Below are 16,123 nucleotides of genomic sequence, written 5' to 3' on the forward strand. Positions count from 1 at the left end.
CGCCAAGTCTCTGGCGCTTGGGAGGGCATCGGCCTATATTGGGGCTGACGGTCTGCGCTTCCCGGCAGGAGACACTTTTCCCCGGGGCCTTAACGATCCTTAGGGAGCTGTCCCTGGGAAGACCCGTGGGTTTTCTCACACGGCGCCCACCTACTTTGTAGGCACCCGGGATCGACTTCTCCACCGGTTGTGTGGATCGTCACTTATTCGCCACATCCACGTATTTCGTGGATCATGCGATGGAAAGCGTCGCTCCCAAAACGTCCATTCAGGTCTGGCTTTTTCTAGCGTCTGCGCATGACATCCTCAAAAGACCTGAAAAAACAGCTGCGCAAGGAAGCACTTGGCCGCCGCGACGCGCTCGATGAATTCTGGCGGGTGGAAGTCGCGCTCGACATGGCCGAAACCGCGCGCGACCAGCTTGCCATCGAGCCAGGCCAAATCGTGTCCGGCTTCTGGCCAATGCGCTCGGAAGTCGATGTCCGGCCGCTGATGTTCGCCTTGCGCGAAAAGGGCGCACGGCTCTGCCTTCCGGCGATCCTCGACAAGACGACCATGGTCTTTCGCGAATTGGTACGCGGCGCGCCGATGATCGATATGGGATTTGGCACCGTCGGGCCGCATGAGGAAGCCGAAGTTCTTGACCCCTCCGTCATGCTGGTGCCGCTCGCCGGCTTCGACGCGCGCGGCCACCGCATCGGTTACGGCGCGGGCTATTATGACCGTGCGATCGCCAAGCTTGTCGACAAGGGGCATGCGCCCCGGCTGATCGGCATTGCTTTCGACTGCCAGGAAGTGACGATGGTTCCCAATGAGGACCATGACGTCATCATCCCGGAAATACTCACCGAGAGCGGGTTGCGCCGGTTCGAGCCAGAATTGTAGATAGTTCTTTGGAACGCATGATCTTTGCCGAAAGTCATGCCACTTTTCGGGGTCAAGCGTGATGAGACTTCTCTTCCTCGGCGACATGGTCGGCAAGACAGGCCGCACGGCGGTGTGGGAGCAATTGCCGGGCCTGATCTCGGACTTCAAGCTCGATTTCGTCATCGTCAACGGCGAAAACGCGGCCGGCGGCTTCGGCATCACCGAGGAGATTTTTCGCGAGACCATCGCGGCCGGCGCCGATGTCGTCACCACCGGCAACCATGTCTGGGACCAGCGCGATGCGCTCGCCTTCGCGCCGCGCGAAGAGCGCTTCCTGCGCCCCTCCAATTTTCCCAAGGGTACGCCAGGGCGCGGCTCGGGCGTCTACATCGCCAGGAGCGGCGCGCGCGTGCTGGTCGCCAACATCATGGGCCGGGTGTTCATGCATCCCGAGCTCGACGATCCCTTCCAGGCTGGCGAGCGCGAGCTTGCCGCCTGTCCGCTCGGCGAGCAGGCGGATGCCGTGGTCATCGACTTCCACGCCGAGGCGACCTCCGAAAAAATGTGCTTCGCGCATTTCGTCGACGGTCGCGCCAGCCTCGTGGTCGGCACTCACACCCACCAGCCGACCGCCGATCACCATATCCTCAATGGCGGCACCGGCTACATTTCCGACGCGGGCATGTGCGGCGATTATGATTCGTCGCTCGGCATGGACAAGGAGGAGCCGCTCAACCGGTTCCTGTCGAAAGTGCCGAAGGGGCGTTTCGAGGCGGCGACCGGACCCGCGACCTTGTGCGGCGTCGGCGTTGATATTTCCGACCGCACGGGGCTGACCGAGAAGATCGCGCCGTTTCGCCGCGGGCCGCGGCTCGAGGAAACGGCGCCGTCCTTCTGGACGTGACATTGATATAGGGGCTCTCAATACCTAACTGCCGGCGACACTGCTCTAGATCGTAGAGGGGACGACCTCCATGCAGCTTATCGAGTTCCTGGCGCCGCACTTCGCCTTCGTGTCCGATCCCACCGCCTGGGTCGCGCTGTTGACCCTGGTGGTGCTCGAGATCGTGCTCGGCATCGACAACCTGATCTTTATCTCGATCCTGACCAACAAGCTGCCGGAAGCACAGCGAGCCCGCGCCCGCCGGCTCGGCATCTCGGCGGCGCTCGTCATGCGGCTGGTGCTGCTCGCCACCATCTCGATCATCGTCCAACTGACGGCGCCGGTCTTCACCGCCCTTGGCCACGGCTTTTCCTGGCGCGACCTGATCCTGATCGCCGGTGGCCTGTTCCTGGTGTGGAAGGCGACCAAGGAGATCCATCACACGGTCGACCCCGACGACCACCAGGACACGATGCTGGGCGAGACCGTGCAGATGAGCCTTGCCGGCGCCATCTTCCAGATACTGCTTCTCGACCTTGTCTTCTCCATCGATTCCATCATTACCGCCGTCGGCATGACCGACGAGATCGCCATCATGTACATCGCCGTCATCGTGGCGGTTACGGTGATGATGCTGGCGGCTACGCCGTTGGCGAACTTCATAGCCAGGAACCCGAGCATCGTCATGCTGGCGCTGGGCTTCCTGTTGATGATCGGCATGACGCTGATCGCCGACGGCATGGGCTACCATGTGCCCAAGGGTTATATCTACGCGGCGATGGGTTTTTCGGCGCTCGTCGAAGGCCTCAACATGCTGGCGCGGAACCGCAAGAAGGCGAAGTCCGGCGGCGGGCATTGAGCCTGACGACATGGCCAATGCCGAGTTCAGGCTGACTCTTACGAAATTGTACGTACAATATCGTTGCGATTCGAATGGGATGCTGAAAGAGCCAGGCGCAAACTTGCCAAGCTCGGCATCGGATTCGATCTCGCGCAGAAGGTGTTCGATGATCCGCTTTATCTCATCGTGCCCGACCGGTTTGAAGATGGTGAGCAGCGTTGGCACGCTATCGGGACGATCGATGCCGTAGTGGTCATGCTGGTTGTACACACATATCCTGATCGCGAAGATGAGGAACGAGTTAGGATTGTTGGTGCCCGGAAAGCGACAGCGCATGAAAGGAGGCGCTATGAGCAAGAAGGACCTTAGTCAGGATCAGCGCAACCAGCTCGCCAAGCTGGCTGGTTTGCCTGACCGCGAAATTAATACTTCCGACATCCCAGAAGTTCCGGCGGAGAATTGGATTCATGCTCGTCGTGGACATCTTTACAGACCACTCAAGCAGCCAGTGACAATCAGACTCGATGCCGACGTGCTATCGTGGTTCAAGGAGCATGTCGGGGGTGGTGGTTACCAGACCGAAATCAATCGTGTGCTCCGCCATCACGTGATCGAGCAGGAAAAGCGTAGAACCTGAGCCGGTTCAACTCCCCGGCGCGCCCTTCGGGTGACGGTCGCCGATCAGGCCTAGTGTCAGGCCTTGTTCGAGCCAGGCCTTGGCGCCGGCCAGAACGAGCGTGAAGCCGCCGGTTGAATCGACCGCCTGTTTCGCCTGTTCGTCGCCGTTGCCGGCAAAGCCGAAATTGCGGACCTCCAGGAAGGTCGCGTCACCTGGCATTTCGGTGAAGGTCCAGATCACCGTGGTCGGCGGATCGCCCCATTGCATGGAGATCTTTTCGTTGGCGACGATCTCGCTGACGACCACGGTCGTCGAGATGCCATACATGCGCCACTCCCATTGAACCGGCTTGCCGCCGTCCAGCCTGCCGCTGGAATGGGTGAACCAGAATTTCGTGGTGATCTCCGGGTCGACGATGGCCTCGAAAACGTCGGAGACCGGCCGCCGGATCATCATGGCGGCTTCGGCCGTCGGTGTCTCGCGGATTTCCATACCGTTCTCCCCTGCCGAATACGCCTTCACCAGGCGTCGGGCTCCCGCACCATGTGAACGATGTTGGCGGGGCTGGTGATCCAGAAACCGCGGAAGCCTTCTCGCCGCGGCTCGATGGCGTCGCATCGCTCGACGCCGACCTTGGCGAGATGATCGGCGGCGCCCGGGAAATCCCCGGTGAACAGTCCCAGCCAGATCTCGGCTTGGCCCGGTCCTGCTATGGCAGATTGATCTGCCAGGAAACGCCGAACCTGTCGTTCAGCCAGGCGAAACGACGGCTGAAACCGTAATTGCCGGTCGGCATCAGAAACGTGCCGTCTTTGGACAAGGCCTCGACGATGCGCTCCAGCTCTTCTTCGGTGGAACAGTCGACGAAGAGCGAGACCGACGGCGTGAAGGTGAAGGCGTGCTGTACCGGGCTGTTGAAGATCATGACCTCCGTGCCGCCGATGGATGCGCGAGCCAGCTTGACTGCCCCTGCGGGTCCGTCCTCGCCTGCACCGTAGCGCGTGAGGTCGAGGACGCGGCTATCCGGAATGGTCTCACAATAGAAGGCCATGGCTTGCTCGGCCTTGCCTTCGAACATCAGGAACGGGGTTACTTTCACGGCAGGCCTCCCTTCGCTCAAATGTTGGTCTCGTTGGCAGGCTCGCCCTTCATCTCGCTGCGGTAGTAGCCTTCGCGCAAATTGATGCCGTGTTCGACATAGGCCTTCATGCAGGCCAGCATCTGCGACCAGCCCTCGCAATTGAGATAGGACTTCTTCAGGCCGACCGCGTCCTCGTGCCAGCCGGCCTCGGCGATGGTGACGAAGGTGCCGCCGTCGTCGAGCGGCTCGAAATTCATCTCGATGCGGGTCTTGTAGGCCGGCTTTCCCTCTTCGTCGGTGGCATCCCAGCGCAGCACGATGCGGCTGTCCCTGACGATTTCGTCTACTTCGACCGGCACCTTGCCCCACCACACGACATTGGCGCCCGGCACCAAGGGCGCGCTGGCACCGCCGATGGTGGTGAAATAGGAGCTGAGCTTCTTCGGATTGACGACCGCGTCGAAGACGTCGGCGACCGGTTTGCCGATGCGTCCTGAAACCCTGAAACCAAGAGACATATCCACAGTTCCTTCCTTGATTGATAGGAGCTTATGTTATAAAAAAATAACATGTCAAGCCGATCGCAAGACGACAATGTTTTCAAGGCGCTGGCGCATCCGCGTCGGCGCGAGATGCTGGATCTGCTGAAGGACGCGCCAAAGACGACCGGCATGCTGTGCGAGGCGTTTTCCGACATCGACCGCTGCACCGTCATGCTGCATCTCAAAGTGCTGGAAGAGGCCGATCTCATCGTGGCGCGGCGCGAGGGGCGCGAGCGCTGGAACCATCTCAATGCGCTGCCGATCAAGCAGATACACGACCGCTGGATCAGCCAGTACGCAGGCCATGCTCTTAGTATCATAGACCGGCTGAAGTCGGATCTGGAGGGGTGAACAGCCGTCACGGCTTTTGCCGTGCGTGGTAAAGCGCGGCGCGGCTGGACGAATTGAGCCGATTTATCTATAAGCCGGCCATTCCGACAAAGAGCGCCATACGTCCATTCGGACGCAGCAGGGACGTTCTGACATTTTGAATTCGAGCATTGCGGAAGGCGGGTCATGCATCTCGCCGCGCAATGCTCTAGCCGAACACGACAGGGGTGCCATGGCTGGCCATTCACAGTTCAAGAACATCATGCACCGCAAGGGCCGTCAGGACGCGGTGCGGTCGAAAATGTTTTCCAAGCTGGCGCGCGAAATCACCGTCGCGGCCAAGAGCGGGACGCCCGATCCGTCGATGAATCCGCGCCTGCGCCTTGCCGTGCAGAACGCCAAGGCGGTGTCGATGCCGAAGGACAACATCCAGCGCGCCATCAACAAGGCGTCGATGGGCGACGCCGAAAATTACGAAGCCGTGCGTTACGAGGGCTACGGTCCCGGCGGCGTCGCCGTGATCGTCGAGGCGCTGACCGACAATCGCAACCGCTCGGCTTCGAATGTGCGCGCCGCCTTCACCAAGGCCGGTGGGGCGATGGGTGAAACCGGCTCGGTGTCCTTCATGTGGGATCGGGTCGGCGAGATCTATTATCCAGCATCGGCCGGCAGCGCCGACAAGGTCATGGACGCGGCGATCGAAGCCGGCGCCGATGACGTGGAGTCGGATGAGGAAGGCCACACCATCTATTGCGCCTTCGAAAACCTCGGCGAGGTGTCGAAGGCACTGGAAGCCTCTCTCGGCGAGGCGGAATCGGTGAAGCCTATCTGGAAGCCGCAGAACAATGTTCCGGTCGACGAGGAACGCGCCCAGTCGCTGATGAAGCTGGTCGCCACGCTCGAGGACGACGACGACGTTCAAAGCGTCTACGCCAATTTCGAGGTCGACGAGGAGACCATGGCCAAGCTCAGCGCTGCGTGAGCAAAGCCTGACATGACCGAAAAACCGCTGCCCATCATCCGCATCACCTATTGCACGCAGTGCCAGTGGCTGCTGCGTGCCAGCTGGATGGCGCAGGAACTGCTATCGACATTCGGCACCGATCTGGGCGAGGTGACGCTGGTGCCCGGCACCGGCGGCGTCTTCACCATATCGTGCAACGAGGTGCTGGTCTGGGATCGCAAGCGCGACGGCGGCTTTCCGGATGCGGCAAAACTCAAGCAACTGGTGCGCGACGTCATCGACCCGGACCGCGATCTCGGTCATTCCGACCGCAAGGCGAAGAGCTGAGACTTCCGCAGAAGCCGGACGTCATTTTCCTCGCCTCTGCCCGAAAATCGCGCCGATCCCTGCGCCGATTGCTATGCCCATGCCGATGCCGACGGCAGGGTCATCCATCGCTGCGCCACAGACAGCGCCGAGGCCGATCCCCGCGGCAATGCCCAAGGCCATGGTGGAATCGGGTCGTTCACGGCGCTTCTCCCGATAAACACGCCTCGGTCGCCGCGATGCCGAACGCGGCGGACCGAGACACGTCAACGCGCGGCGAACCAGAAGGATGCCAGCGCGGTGATGGCGGTGATCGCGCGCACGTGGTTCCACATCACCCAGTCCCTGAGATAGGTGGTCCATACAGCAGCGCCGTTGCTGCTGGCCGGATCGATGGCGGCCAGCGCGTCGTTGAGCGGCACGTTGAAAACCATCGTCACGATCGGGTTGCCGACGAGATAGATGACTGCGCCGGCCAGCAGCCAGAAGGAGCCTGGCTGCTGCCAGCCGATGATGGCGCCGGCGATCAAGACAAGGCAGATCAGGCCGGTGCCGAACAAGGCGGTCATGAACATCGGCGTGATGACGGTGATGTTGATCGAGTTCATGGCGGCGATACCGCCCGCGGCAGGCAGGCGAGCCATTGCCGGCATGACGAAGTTGGAAAAGGCGAAGAACACGCCGCCAACAACGCCCGAGCCGATAGCGGCGATGAAGATGAGGGTGGGAAGTAATTTCGGGATCATGTCAGTTGCTCCAGATGCCGGTTGCGGCGGTTTCAGTCGCAATGGGCAGAAAAGTTTTGGGGGGTGGCCGGGCACCTGTTCGACGCCTTCAAATCAATTATCCCGTCTGCTTCTTTCAAAACATGATAAATCCTCATATTTGCAAAACGTGATAAACCCTCGTATTTTGCGAGTCAAGTCATTTCTGGGTGGCATTGCCGCCCGGCGTCTGTTGAAGAGCCATGGAAAAAACCGCCACGTCCCCACCGGAACAGGTCGCCACGCCACGCCGCGCGCCGAGCCAGCAGCGCAGCCGTGAACGGGTCGAGCGCATGCTCGCCGCCGCCTCGGCGCTGATTGCGGAGCAAGGCAGCGATGCCATGCGCATGGGCGAGGTGGCGGAGCGGGCTGGGGTGTCGATCGGCTCGCTCTACCAGTTCTTCCCCGACAAGCGGGCGATCGTCTGGGCGCTGGCCGAGCGCTACACCGCCGAAAGCCAGGCCTGTATTTCAGCCGCGCTCAAGGACGTCGGCGACGCCGAGGGCCTTCGGCGGGCGTTCTCGGAGCTGGTGGACATTTATTACCACCTGTTCCTGGCGGAGCCGGTGATGCGCGACATCTGGTCGGGCACGCAGGCCGACAAAGCGCTGCGCGAACTGGAGCTCGCCGACAGCCGTGCGAACGCCGAATTTCTCACTGCGACGCTCAAACGCCTGCGGCCCGATGCCGATGCCGTCGCGCTGGAGACGACGGCGTTTCTCGTCTGGCAGATGGGCGAGGCCGCCATGCGGCTGGCGATCTCGGTCGAGCGGAAGGAGGGCGACAGGCTGGTCGCCGCCTACAAGCGCATGGCGCTCAGGGAATTGCTTGCGGAATAGGATGCTCTCACCCGCCCCCTCGTGGGGAGGGTCGCTGCGAAGCAGCGGGGTGGGGGCAGCGCCGACCCACCCGACCTTCGGTCCGACCTCCCACACGGGACCGACAAGGGGGAGGTGGAGGCAAGCGCCAGCGTGAAGGGACGTGCATTGGCCAACAAAAAACCCGCCACGAGGACGGGTTCTCTGGTCAGCGAAAAGCTGATGGGGCCTAGAGGCCGAAACCTTCGAAGCGCTTCTTGAACTTCGACAGGCGGCCGCCGCGGTCGAGCAGGGTCTGCTGGCCGCCGGTCCAGGCCGGGTGCGTGGTCGGGTCGATGTCGAGGTTCATCGTATCGCCTTCCTTGCCCCAGGTCGAACGGGTCATGTACTCGGTGCCGTCGGTCATGACGACCTTGATGGTGTGGTAGTCGGGATGGATATCGGTCTTCATGGCTCGGTTCCTGGTTTGCCGGGTGCGGCTGACGGGCTGAAAGCCTGCGTCGATGCGCCCCTTTTTAAAACTCGAAGCCGCAGCTATTGAGGAGCCACGGCTTCTAAAACGGTCGGCGAGCCTATACATCAGCCGGAATTGAATCACAAGGCCGCGGCAAGCGCATATTGAGGCGCATAGCTGAAGGCGGCCAAGAGGAAAGACCAGGATGGCGCAAACCAGCAGCGCAGACGAGCGCCGGCGCTCGCTCAAGCCGCTCAGGCGCCTGTTTCCCTACATCGGCCGCTACCGCACATTGGTGGCGGGCGCCGTCATCTCGCTGATCGTCGCGGCGGTGACGACGCTGGCGCTGCCGCTGGCGGTACGGCGCATGATCGATCATGGGTTCACGCCGTCCGGTTCCTCCTTCATCGCCGAATATTTCGCCGCGCTGGTGGCGATGGCCGCGCTGCTGGCGGCGGCATCGGCGGGCCGCTACTATTTCGTCATCACGCTCGGCGAGCGCGTCGTCGCCGATATCAGGCGCGATGTCTTTGCCCATGTGACGAAACTGTCGCCGGCCTTCTTCGACACTGCCCAGTCGGGCGAGATCGTGTCGCGGCTCGCCGCCGACACCACGCAGGTCAAATCGGCGGTCGGGGCGACCGCTTCGGTGGCGCTGCGCAATGTCATCCTTGGCCTCGGCGCGGTCGCGATGATGGTTTTCACCAGCCCGAAACTGTCCGGGCTGGTCATCGCAGCCATTCCAATCATCGTGCTGCCGCTGGTCGCCTTCGGCCGCTCGGTGCGGCGCAAGTCAAGGCAGGCGCAGGACACGCTGGCCGATGCCACCGCCTATGCCAGCGAGCAGATCGGCGCGGTGCGCACATTGCAGGCCTTCACCAATGAGACGCTGGTCACCGGGCGTTTTTCGGGTGCCGTCGAGGCTGCCTTCGAGGCCGCGCGCGCCTCGATCTTCGCGCGCTCGTTCCTCACCTTCTTCGCCATCTTCACGATTTTCTCCTCGGTCGTGGCGGTGCTGTGGTTCGGCTCGCGCGACGTGCTCGACGGCAATCTGTCGCCGGGCACGCTAGGCCAGTTCCTGCTCTATTCGGTATTCGCCGCCGGTGCGCTCGGCGCGCTATCGGAGGTCTGGGGCGAATTGGCCCAGGCAGCAGGTGCCGCCGAACGGCTGACCGAAATCCTGGCCGAGGAGCCGGCGATCGTGGCGCCTGCCAATCCCAGGCCGCTGCCGGTGGCGAGCAAGGGAGCGATCAGCTTCGAGGCCGTGTCCTTTTCCTACCCGGCCCGGCCCGACCGCGCCGCCGTCCACGGCCTGAGCTTCTCGGTCAAGCCTGGCGAGACGGTGGCGATCGTCGGTCCCTCGGGAGCGGGCAAGAGCACGGTGTTCTCGCTGATCCTGCGCTTCTACGATCCGGAGACCGGCAGGATCCTGATCGACGGCGTCGACATCCGCGAAGCCGACCCCCTTTCGATACGGCAGCGCATCGCCATCGTGCCGCAGGACGTCACCATCTTCGCGGCCAGCGCGCGCGACAATATCGGCTTCGGCCGGCCGGGCGCCAGCGAGTCAGAGATCGAAGCGGCGGCAAAGGACGCGCTGGCCGACGAATTCATCCTCAAGCTCGAGAAGGGCTATGACAGCCAGGTCGGCGAGCGCGGCGTGACGCTGTCGGGCGGGCAACGCCAGCGGGTGGCGATCGCCCGCGCCATCCTGCGCGACGCGCCGATCCTGTTGCTCGACGAGGCGACCTCGGCACTCGACGCCGAAAGCGAGACGCTGGTGCAAATGGCGCTGGAGCGGCTGATGCGGGGCCGCACCACGATCGTCATCGCGCACCGTCTGGCGACGGTGCTGAAGGCCGACCGCATCCTGGTCATGGATGGCGGCCGTATCGTCGAGGAAGGCACGCATCAGAGCCTGGTGACCAAGGGCGGCATCTATGCCCGGCTCGCCAAGCTGCAGTTCGAGACCGGCGCCAGCGCCTTCAGGGGCGCGGCTGAGTAGCGGCGACGCTGGCGTGCTCACGCGGCTCCATACCGTTTGCGCAGGTGGTCGGTGAAATAGACGGCATTGAGCTTTTCACCGGTGGCGCGTTCGAGCAGGTCGGGCGTCGACCAGCGCGATCCGTGCGACCATATGTTCTTGCGGCGCCAATCGTTGATGGCACCGAAATTCCCCTTGGCAAGATCGTCATCGGCCGACGGATGCTCCCGCGTCAGCGCAGCCCATTGCTGCGCCGCCATCATCGCGCCCAGCGTGTAGGAGGGAAAGTAGCCAAAGGCGGCAGCAGGCCAATGCACGTCCTGCATCGGCCCGTCCGCGGGATTGTCGATGGTTGAGAGGCCGAGATAGTCGCGCATCCTGGCGTCCCAGGCCTCGAGCAGGTCGGCCACCTCGAGCCTGCCGGAGACGAGCTCCTGCTCCAGTTCATAGCGCAGGATGACATGCAGCGGATACGTCACCTCGTCGGCATCGACACGGATCAGGCCGCGCTCGACATGGTGGACATGCGGCAGGATATCATCAAGCGACCAGGCTTCGCCGAGATGCTTTTCCACGACCGGCAATGCCCAACGCCAGAAGGCAGGATTGCGCCCGATCTGCTTTTCAACGAACAGGCTCTGGCTTTCATGCACGGCCATGCCGCGCGCCTTGCCGAGCGGCCAGTGCGACCAGGCCTTCGGCAGGTTCTGCTCGTAGAGTGCATGACCGGTCTCGTGCAGCACGCCCATCAGCGCCGACAGGAAATCGGACGTCTTGTAGCGGGTGGTGATGCGCACGTCGCTCGGCACACCGCCACAGAACGGATGGTGCGACACCGACAGCGAGCCGTGCGTCAGGTCGAAGCCGACCGCCGCCATCATGGCGAGGCCGAGTTCGCGCTGCCTGTCGACCGCATAGGTTCCCGAAAGCGGCTTGAGAGGGCGCTTGCGCAGCCGCGCTTCCTGCACCGCCAATGCTTCCGGCACGAAACCCCTGAGAAATGTCTTCAGCTGGGTGAAGACAGGCGTGATATCCGCGGCGCGGTTGCCGGGGTCGTATTGCTCCATCAGCGCGTCGTAGGGGGCGAGGCCGAGGATGTCGGCGCGCAGGGCCGCCTCTTCGCGCACCAGCGCCACCACGCCTTCAAGCGCCGGCAGGAAGCCCGCCCAGTCGTTCTTGGCCCGCAGGTCGCGCCACAGCTGCTCGCAGCGCATGCGGGCGGTCGTCTGGCGTTCGACGAATTCGACCGGCAGGCAGGTCAGGTTGGTGTATTGCCGCCCCAGTTCGGCCAGCGCCGCCCGCTGTTCATCGTCAAGCGCCTCGCCTTCGGCGGCGGCGATCCAGTCCGCTATTTCCGGCGCGGTCGCCCTGGTGTGGTACATGCCGGCAAGTGCCGCCATGGCCTCGGCGCGCTTCTCGCCGCCACCGACGGCCATGTGGGTCGCTTCATCGGCGCCGAGGATGGCCAGCGCGTGCTCCAGGGCTTCGAGCTTGTGGCCGAGGTCATCGAGTTTTTGAAAGGACATGGCGGCTTCCGTGATTGAGGAAGGGGCGAAAAGATACCAACGCCGGAGCGTTTGCAACCCTCACGCGCCATCCGGCAGATGCACCTTGCGCTGGCGAGCCGACGCGTGAAATGCTGCCCGACGATACATCACGAGGGAATACGATGATCGGCAACATCCTGGTCGGGCTGGTGGCCTTGATCCATGTCTATATCGTCTATCTGGAGATGGTGCTCTGGGACACGCCGCGCGGGCACAAGGCATTCCGGCTGACGCCGGAATTCGCCAGCGCCTCGAAGGTGCTTGCCGCCAATCAGGGTCTCTATAACGGCTTTCTCGCCGCCGGCCTGATCTGGGCCCTCTACCTCGGCACGGCCGGTTTCCAGGTCAAGGTTTTCTTCCTGCTCTGCGTGGCCGTTGCCGGGCTCTACGGGGCGGCAACGGTCGGTCGCAAGATCCTGTTCGTGCAGGCCGCGCCGGCAGCGGCTGCCTTGGTAGCGGTCTGGCTCGGCTGGTGAGGAAAAGAGGCGCCTGCGGGATTGGGTCCCGTAGACGCCAGGTGGTCCCTTCCTTTTGGGCCGCGATCAGAATGGCCTCAGCCGTTCGGATAGTTCCCGCCGTCGGCGCCGTCGCCCATCAGGAAACCGCTACCGATGTCGACCCTCAGCCGCTGGTCGACATTGTCGAGACGGCGCAGCAGGTCATGATATTGTGCGGCCGGTATCCTGCCGTGATCCGACGAGGCTATCTTCTCCGCCGCCTGACCTATGCGAGCGGTGCGCATCTCCAGGCGCTCCGCCGCGGCCGGGGTGATGTTGTTGGCCTGTCTGGCGGTGATTATGCCCTGATGCACGCCTTGAACCTGTTCAATGAGAGCCTCGACACGCGGGCCGGTCATGTCGGTTGGGTCGGTCGCGTCGAGCGCGCCCTTGTGGTGACCCGCGGCGTAGGCGCCGGCAAGCGGGGCGGCGACAAGAATCGCGGCAAGGGTTGCAGTCTTGAGAGATGCTGAAGAGCGCATGACGGCGCCTCCTTTTGCTGCGGAAAAGAACGGCTCTGCCGTTCCGCTTCCGGACGATGCGGGCCGTCCAGTTCCGTCGCGTCGCGATGGGAGGCATCGCCGGCGGTTCTCGGCCCTGCGCAGCACGCTAGGAGCGCTTTGCGGCGAAGTGTAATTAAAAAAAGATAATCTTTTCAGGCCTTGCCGGTGCACAACTGCGCCCTATAGTTGAGCCGGCGAACAAATTCGCGTGAGATCGCGTGATGATGGATCACCGTTCGGTGAGCTTCAGTTCGATCCGGCGGTTCTTGTTGCGCGCCTCTTCAGTGTCGGCGGGATCGAGCGGCTGGAACTCGCCGAAGCCGGCGGCGACCAGTCGGTTGGCCGGCACGCCGTTCTCGATCAGGAACTTCACCACGGAAGTGGAGCGCGCCGTCGACAGCTCCCAATTGTCGCGATACCGACCGGTGCCGGACAGCGGCTTGTTGTCGGTATGGCCGTCGACGCGCAGCACCCAGTTGATCTCCGGGGGAATCTCCTTCTGCAACTCGATGATGGCGTCGGCAAGTTTCTTCATCTCGACCTTGCCGGCATCGTTGATCACCTCCGAGCCGGTCGGAAACAACACTTCCGACTGGAAGACGAAGCGGTCGCCGACTATGCGGATGTTCTCGCGGTCGGCGAGGATTTCGCGCAGGCGGCCGAAGAAGTCGGAGCGGTAGCGGTTGAGTTCCTGCACGCGCTGCGCCAGCGCCACGTTGAGGCGGCGGCCAAGGTCGGCGATCTTGGTGTTGGAATCCCGGTCGCGGGCCTCGGAGACGTTGAGCGCGTCCTCGAGCGCGCCGATCTGCTTGCGCAAGGCCGCGATCTGCTGATTGAGGATCTCGACCTGGCTCAGCGCCTGCTGGCTGATCTGGCGCTGGCTGTCGAGCTCGCCCGTCAGCGCCGCCGCGCGCTGGTTGGCCGCATCACCGGCGCCCGCACCTTGCGCCAGCAGCTGCTGGAGCCGGCTCTTCTCCGCTTCGGCCGCCGACAGCGATGCCTGCAGATTGGCGAGCGAATCCTCCTTGTCCTGTGTCGTGGAACGCTCCAGCGCCAGAAGCTGCGTCAGTTCGTTGATCTGCGAATTGAGACGCGACAGCACGGCGTCCTTGCCGGAGATTTCGCGGCCGAGCAGGAACTGCGCCAGCACGAAGACGGTGAGCAGGAACATGATGGCCAGAAGCAGCGTCGACAACGCGTCGACGAAGCCCGGCCAATAGTCGATGCGGCGGTCGGCGCGCCGGCTCCTGGCGAGCGCCATGCTAGTGCACCCCGGTCTTCTTCAGGGCGTCGGCGATCTTTTCCAGCGTGTTGCGCATCGCCTTTTGTTCATCCGACTGTGCTTCGACCCAGTCGCGCATGATCTGCTGCTCGGAGCGCATGTTCTTGACCAGGCCGGAAATGCCGTCGGCGAGATTGGCCATGGCGGTGGCGACGCGCGGATTGGAGCCGCCGCCATTCTCCTGCATGCTGCGCAGCCGCTCCGACAGCAGGCGGATTTCATCGGAAGGCTCGGTCCGGACCGCGTCGGAGACGACGATGTCGGACGACAGGTCGGTGACCGAGGACAGCCAGTTCTCCAGTTCGGTGTAGAAGCGCGTTTGCGCGCGGCCGGCCTGCAGGTCGAGGAAACCGAGAACGAGCGAGCCGGAAAGGCCGAACAGCGAGGACGAGAAGGCCGTGCCCATGCCGGCGAGCGGCGCCGACAGCCCTTGCTTCAGCGAATCCAGCACAGCGGCGGCATCGCCCGTGCCGGGATCGAGCGACTCGATGGTCTCGCGGATGGAGCCGATCGTGTTCAGCAGGCCCCAGAAGGTGCCGAGCAGGCCAAGGAACACCAGGAGGCCGACGAGGTAGCGCGAGGTGTCGCGGCTTTCATCGAGCCGCGTGGCGATGGAGTCGAGCATGGTGCGCATCGAGCTGGTCGAAAACGCCATGCTCGACGAGCGGCCGATCATCGCCTTCATCGGCGCCAGCAGCACCGGTTCGGTGATCTCGGAACCGGCGCGGAAGGAGTTGACCCAGCGCACTTCGCGAAACAGCCGCCCGACCTGGACGAAGGCCAAAAGGATGCCGACGGCAAGCACGCCGATGATCAGGCCGTTGAGCCCCGGATTGGTGACGAAGGCGGTCGAGATCTGCCGTGTCAGGATCGCTGCGATGAAGGCGACGATGGCCAGGAAGATGACCATGGTCAGCAGGAAGACCTGCGGGCTCGACAATTTGTGTGGGTCGTAGATCAGCACGTCGGAGCGCCTGCCCATGCCGAAGGATCTGAGAAAAGCCATCCGTGCCCCGTTTCCGATGCCGCTGCCGCCGATCACGTCGTCGGCGACTCTAAACGGAATTGTGACCAAATTGAATGGTGCTTGGCAATATTGCCGCCAGCAGTTTCAGAGACGGTTGATGACCAGGCAATCGACCATCGCCGCCAGATGCAGGCCTGCGCCGGTGACCACGAAACCATGCCACAGCGCGTTGTGGAAGCGCAGCGCCTTCCAGGCGAAGAAGATCACGCCGCAGGAATAGACGACACCGCCGGCGACGATGAGCACGATCGCCGTCGTCGGCAAGGTAGCGACGAGCGGCTCGACCAGGACGATGCCGCTCCAGCCGATGGCGAGATAGAAGACGATCGCCAGCCGGTCGAAGCGGCCGGGGAAAAACACCTTTATGGCGATGCCGATAATGGCCGCGGTCCAGACCAGGACGATCATCCAGCCGGCCAGCGCCGAGCCGTCGAGCTGCGCGAGAAAGGGCGTGTAGGTGGCGGCGATGAGCAGATAGATCGCAGCGTGGTCGAAACGCCGCAAAATCCATTTCACCGGCGAAGTCACCGGCCATAGATTGTAGGTCAGCGACACCGAGAGCACAGTGAGCAGCGACACGACATAGAAGGCGGCGGCGATGTATTCGCCCGGTCCGACCCGGAAGGCGGCCAGCGCCAGCAGCGCCGAACCGGCCGCGATCGCCAGCACGATGCCGACGGCATGGACGATGCCGTCGGCGATCATCTCGGCACGCGAATAGTGCCATCGTCCGACAAAGGGGATCTCGATCTGCGGCGGCGTCTTGATCATCATCGTCCTGCGTCAACCCTATCTGGGCAAGCGCCGGACAGTA

Annotated in this window: 21 protein-coding genes, 1 other RNA gene and 1 pseudogene; 12 read left to right on the plus strand and 11 right to left on the minus strand. The window is 63.2% G+C overall.

Going from position 1 to position 16,123, the window contains the following annotated elements:
* Positions 1 to 46 precede the first annotated feature (46 nt).
* From ssrS to FJ946_RS27465, 6 genes are all read left to right on the plus strand, one after another.
* Positions 47 to 202: non-coding RNA, 6S RNA (gene ssrS / locus FJ946_RS27440), on the plus strand.
* 95 nt (positions 203 to 297) lie between these two features.
* Entirely contained in the window at positions 298 to 885 is a 588-nt protein-coding gene (locus FJ946_RS27445) for a 5-formyltetrahydrofolate cyclo-ligase (protein WP_140493119.1), read from the plus strand.
* 61 nt (positions 886 to 946) lie between these two features.
* Positions 947 to 1,771, plus strand: coding sequence for a YmdB family metallophosphoesterase (locus tag FJ946_RS27450; protein WP_140493122.1), 825 nt, complete (start codon positions 947 to 949; stop codon positions 1,769 to 1,771).
* Positions 1,772 to 1,841: 70 nt separating this feature from the next.
* Positions 1,842 to 2,609: a TerC family protein gene (locus FJ946_RS27455; protein WP_140517541.1), complete on the plus strand. Its 768-nt coding sequence runs from the start codon at positions 1,842 to 1,844 to the stop codon at positions 2,607 to 2,609.
* A gap of 63 nt (positions 2,610 to 2,672) precedes the next feature.
* Positions 2,673 to 2,960 carry a BrnT family toxin gene (locus tag FJ946_RS27460; protein WP_140566813.1) on the plus strand — a complete coding sequence of 96 codons (288 nt, stop codon included), beginning with the start codon at positions 2,673 to 2,675 and terminating at the stop codon, positions 2,958 to 2,960.
* Positions 2,941 to 3,228, plus strand: a complete 288-nt coding sequence (locus FJ946_RS27465; protein ID WP_140566815.1) for a BrnA antitoxin family protein — start codon at positions 2,941 to 2,943, stop codon at positions 3,226 to 3,228. The genes FJ946_RS27460 and FJ946_RS27465 overlap by 20 nt, the downstream gene beginning before the upstream one ends.
* A 6-nt stretch (positions 3,229 to 3,234) precedes the next feature.
* Here FJ946_RS27465 and FJ946_RS27470 read toward each other — a convergent pair whose 3' ends face one another.
* The 4 genes and pseudogenes from FJ946_RS27470 to FJ946_RS27485 form a co-directional block, all read right to left on the minus strand.
* A complete protein-coding gene (locus FJ946_RS27470; protein ID WP_140566818.1) occupies positions 3,235 to 3,702 on the minus strand; it encodes an SRPBCC family protein in 468 nt (155 codons plus the stop codon).
* Between the two features lie 26 nt (positions 3,703 to 3,728).
* Positions 3,729 to 3,908, minus strand: a pseudogene (locus tag FJ946_RS31360) (hypothetical protein); the annotation flags it as partial.
* Between the two features lie 11 nt (positions 3,909 to 3,919).
* Positions 3,920 to 4,309, minus strand: coding sequence for a VOC family protein (locus FJ946_RS27480; RefSeq protein ID WP_281405853.1), 390 nt, complete (start codon positions 4,307 to 4,309; stop codon positions 3,920 to 3,922).
* Positions 4,310 to 4,326: 17 nt separating this feature from the next.
* Positions 4,327 to 4,809, minus strand: a complete 483-nt coding sequence (locus tag FJ946_RS27485) for an SRPBCC domain-containing protein (protein WP_140493137.1) — start codon at positions 4,807 to 4,809, stop codon at positions 4,327 to 4,329.
* 51 nt (positions 4,810 to 4,860) lie between these two features.
* Here FJ946_RS27485 and FJ946_RS27490 point away from each other — a divergent pair, with 51 nt between their 5' ends.
* The 3 genes from FJ946_RS27490 (at position 4,861) to FJ946_RS27500 (ending at position 6,454) form a co-directional block, all read left to right on the plus strand.
* Positions 4,861 to 5,184: a helix-turn-helix domain-containing protein gene (locus FJ946_RS27490; protein ID WP_140566820.1), complete on the plus strand. Its 324-nt coding sequence runs from the start codon at positions 4,861 to 4,863 to the stop codon at positions 5,182 to 5,184.
* 211 nt (positions 5,185 to 5,395) lie between these two features.
* Positions 5,396 to 6,145, plus strand: coding sequence for a YebC/PmpR family DNA-binding transcriptional regulator (locus FJ946_RS27495; RefSeq protein WP_140493143.1), 750 nt, complete (start codon positions 5,396 to 5,398; stop codon positions 6,143 to 6,145).
* Positions 6,146 to 6,157: 12 nt separating this feature from the next.
* Complete coding sequence (locus FJ946_RS27500; protein WP_140566822.1) at positions 6,158 to 6,454, plus strand: SelT/SelW/SelH family protein; 297 nt, start codon at positions 6,158 to 6,160, stop codon at positions 6,452 to 6,454.
* Positions 6,455 to 6,699: 245 nt separating this feature from the next.
* On the opposite strand, the gene FJ946_RS27505 is transcribed toward FJ946_RS27500, so the two are convergent.
* On the minus strand, positions 6,700 to 7,179 hold the full coding sequence (locus FJ946_RS27505; RefSeq protein WP_181167604.1) for a DUF1772 domain-containing protein: 480 nt from the start codon (positions 7,177 to 7,179) through the stop codon (positions 6,700 to 6,702).
* Positions 7,180 to 7,400: 221 nt separating this feature from the next.
* On the opposite strand from FJ946_RS27505, the gene FJ946_RS27510 reads away from it, so the two are divergent.
* Complete coding sequence (locus FJ946_RS27510; protein WP_140554909.1) at positions 7,401 to 8,036, plus strand: TetR/AcrR family transcriptional regulator; 636 nt, start codon at positions 7,401 to 7,403, stop codon at positions 8,034 to 8,036.
* Positions 8,037 to 8,244: 208 nt separating this feature from the next.
* Here FJ946_RS27510 and rpmE read toward each other — a convergent pair whose 3' ends face one another.
* Entirely contained in the window at positions 8,245 to 8,466 is a 222-nt protein-coding gene (gene rpmE / locus FJ946_RS27515; protein ID WP_006327661.1) for a 50S ribosomal protein L31, read from the minus strand.
* Positions 8,467 to 8,674: 208 nt separating this feature from the next.
* Here rpmE and FJ946_RS27520 point away from each other — a divergent pair, with 208 nt between their 5' ends.
* Positions 8,675 to 10,474 carry an ABC transporter transmembrane domain-containing protein gene (locus FJ946_RS27520; protein WP_140493152.1) on the plus strand — a complete coding sequence of 600 codons (1,800 nt, stop codon included), beginning with the start codon at positions 8,675 to 8,677 and terminating at the stop codon, positions 10,472 to 10,474.
* 17 nt (positions 10,475 to 10,491) lie between these two features.
* Here FJ946_RS27520 and FJ946_RS27525 read toward each other — a convergent pair whose 3' ends face one another.
* Positions 10,492 to 11,979, minus strand: coding sequence for a carboxypeptidase M32 (locus FJ946_RS27525; RefSeq protein ID WP_140566825.1), 1,488 nt, complete (start codon positions 11,977 to 11,979; stop codon positions 10,492 to 10,494).
* A gap of 143 nt (positions 11,980 to 12,122) precedes the next feature.
* Between FJ946_RS27525 and FJ946_RS27530 the strand changes: the two genes are divergently transcribed.
* Positions 12,123 to 12,476: a DUF1304 domain-containing protein gene (locus FJ946_RS27530; RefSeq protein ID WP_140493158.1), complete on the plus strand. Its 354-nt coding sequence runs from the start codon at positions 12,123 to 12,125 to the stop codon at positions 12,474 to 12,476.
* A gap of 77 nt (positions 12,477 to 12,553) precedes the next feature.
* Here the strand turns inward: FJ946_RS27530 and FJ946_RS27535 are convergent, their stop codons facing one another.
* The 4 genes from FJ946_RS27535 to FJ946_RS27550 form a co-directional block, all read right to left on the minus strand.
* On the minus strand, positions 12,554 to 12,979 hold the full coding sequence (locus FJ946_RS27535; RefSeq protein WP_140493161.1) for a hypothetical protein: 426 nt from the start codon (positions 12,977 to 12,979) through the stop codon (positions 12,554 to 12,556).
* A gap of 250 nt (positions 12,980 to 13,229) precedes the next feature.
* Positions 13,230 to 14,261, minus strand: coding sequence for a peptidoglycan -binding protein (locus tag FJ946_RS27540; RefSeq protein ID WP_140493164.1), 1,032 nt, complete (start codon positions 14,259 to 14,261; stop codon positions 13,230 to 13,232).
* A 1-nt stretch (position 14,262) separates the two neighbouring features.
* The gene (locus FJ946_RS27545; protein ID WP_140493167.1) at positions 14,263 to 15,288 is read right to left on the minus strand and encodes a MotA/TolQ/ExbB proton channel family protein; all 1,026 of its coding nucleotides are present in this window, start codon (positions 15,286 to 15,288) and stop codon (positions 14,263 to 14,265) included.
* 105 nt (positions 15,289 to 15,393) lie between these two features.
* Positions 15,394 to 16,080, minus strand: coding sequence for a hemolysin III family protein (locus FJ946_RS27550; protein WP_140566828.1), 687 nt, complete (start codon positions 16,078 to 16,080; stop codon positions 15,394 to 15,396).
* Between the last annotated feature and the right edge of the window lie 43 nt (positions 16,081 to 16,123).

It is taken from the genome of Mesorhizobium sp. B2-4-7 (genome assembly GCF_006442685.1).
Taxonomy (GTDB): domain Bacteria; phylum Pseudomonadota; class Alphaproteobacteria; order Rhizobiales; family Rhizobiaceae; genus Mesorhizobium.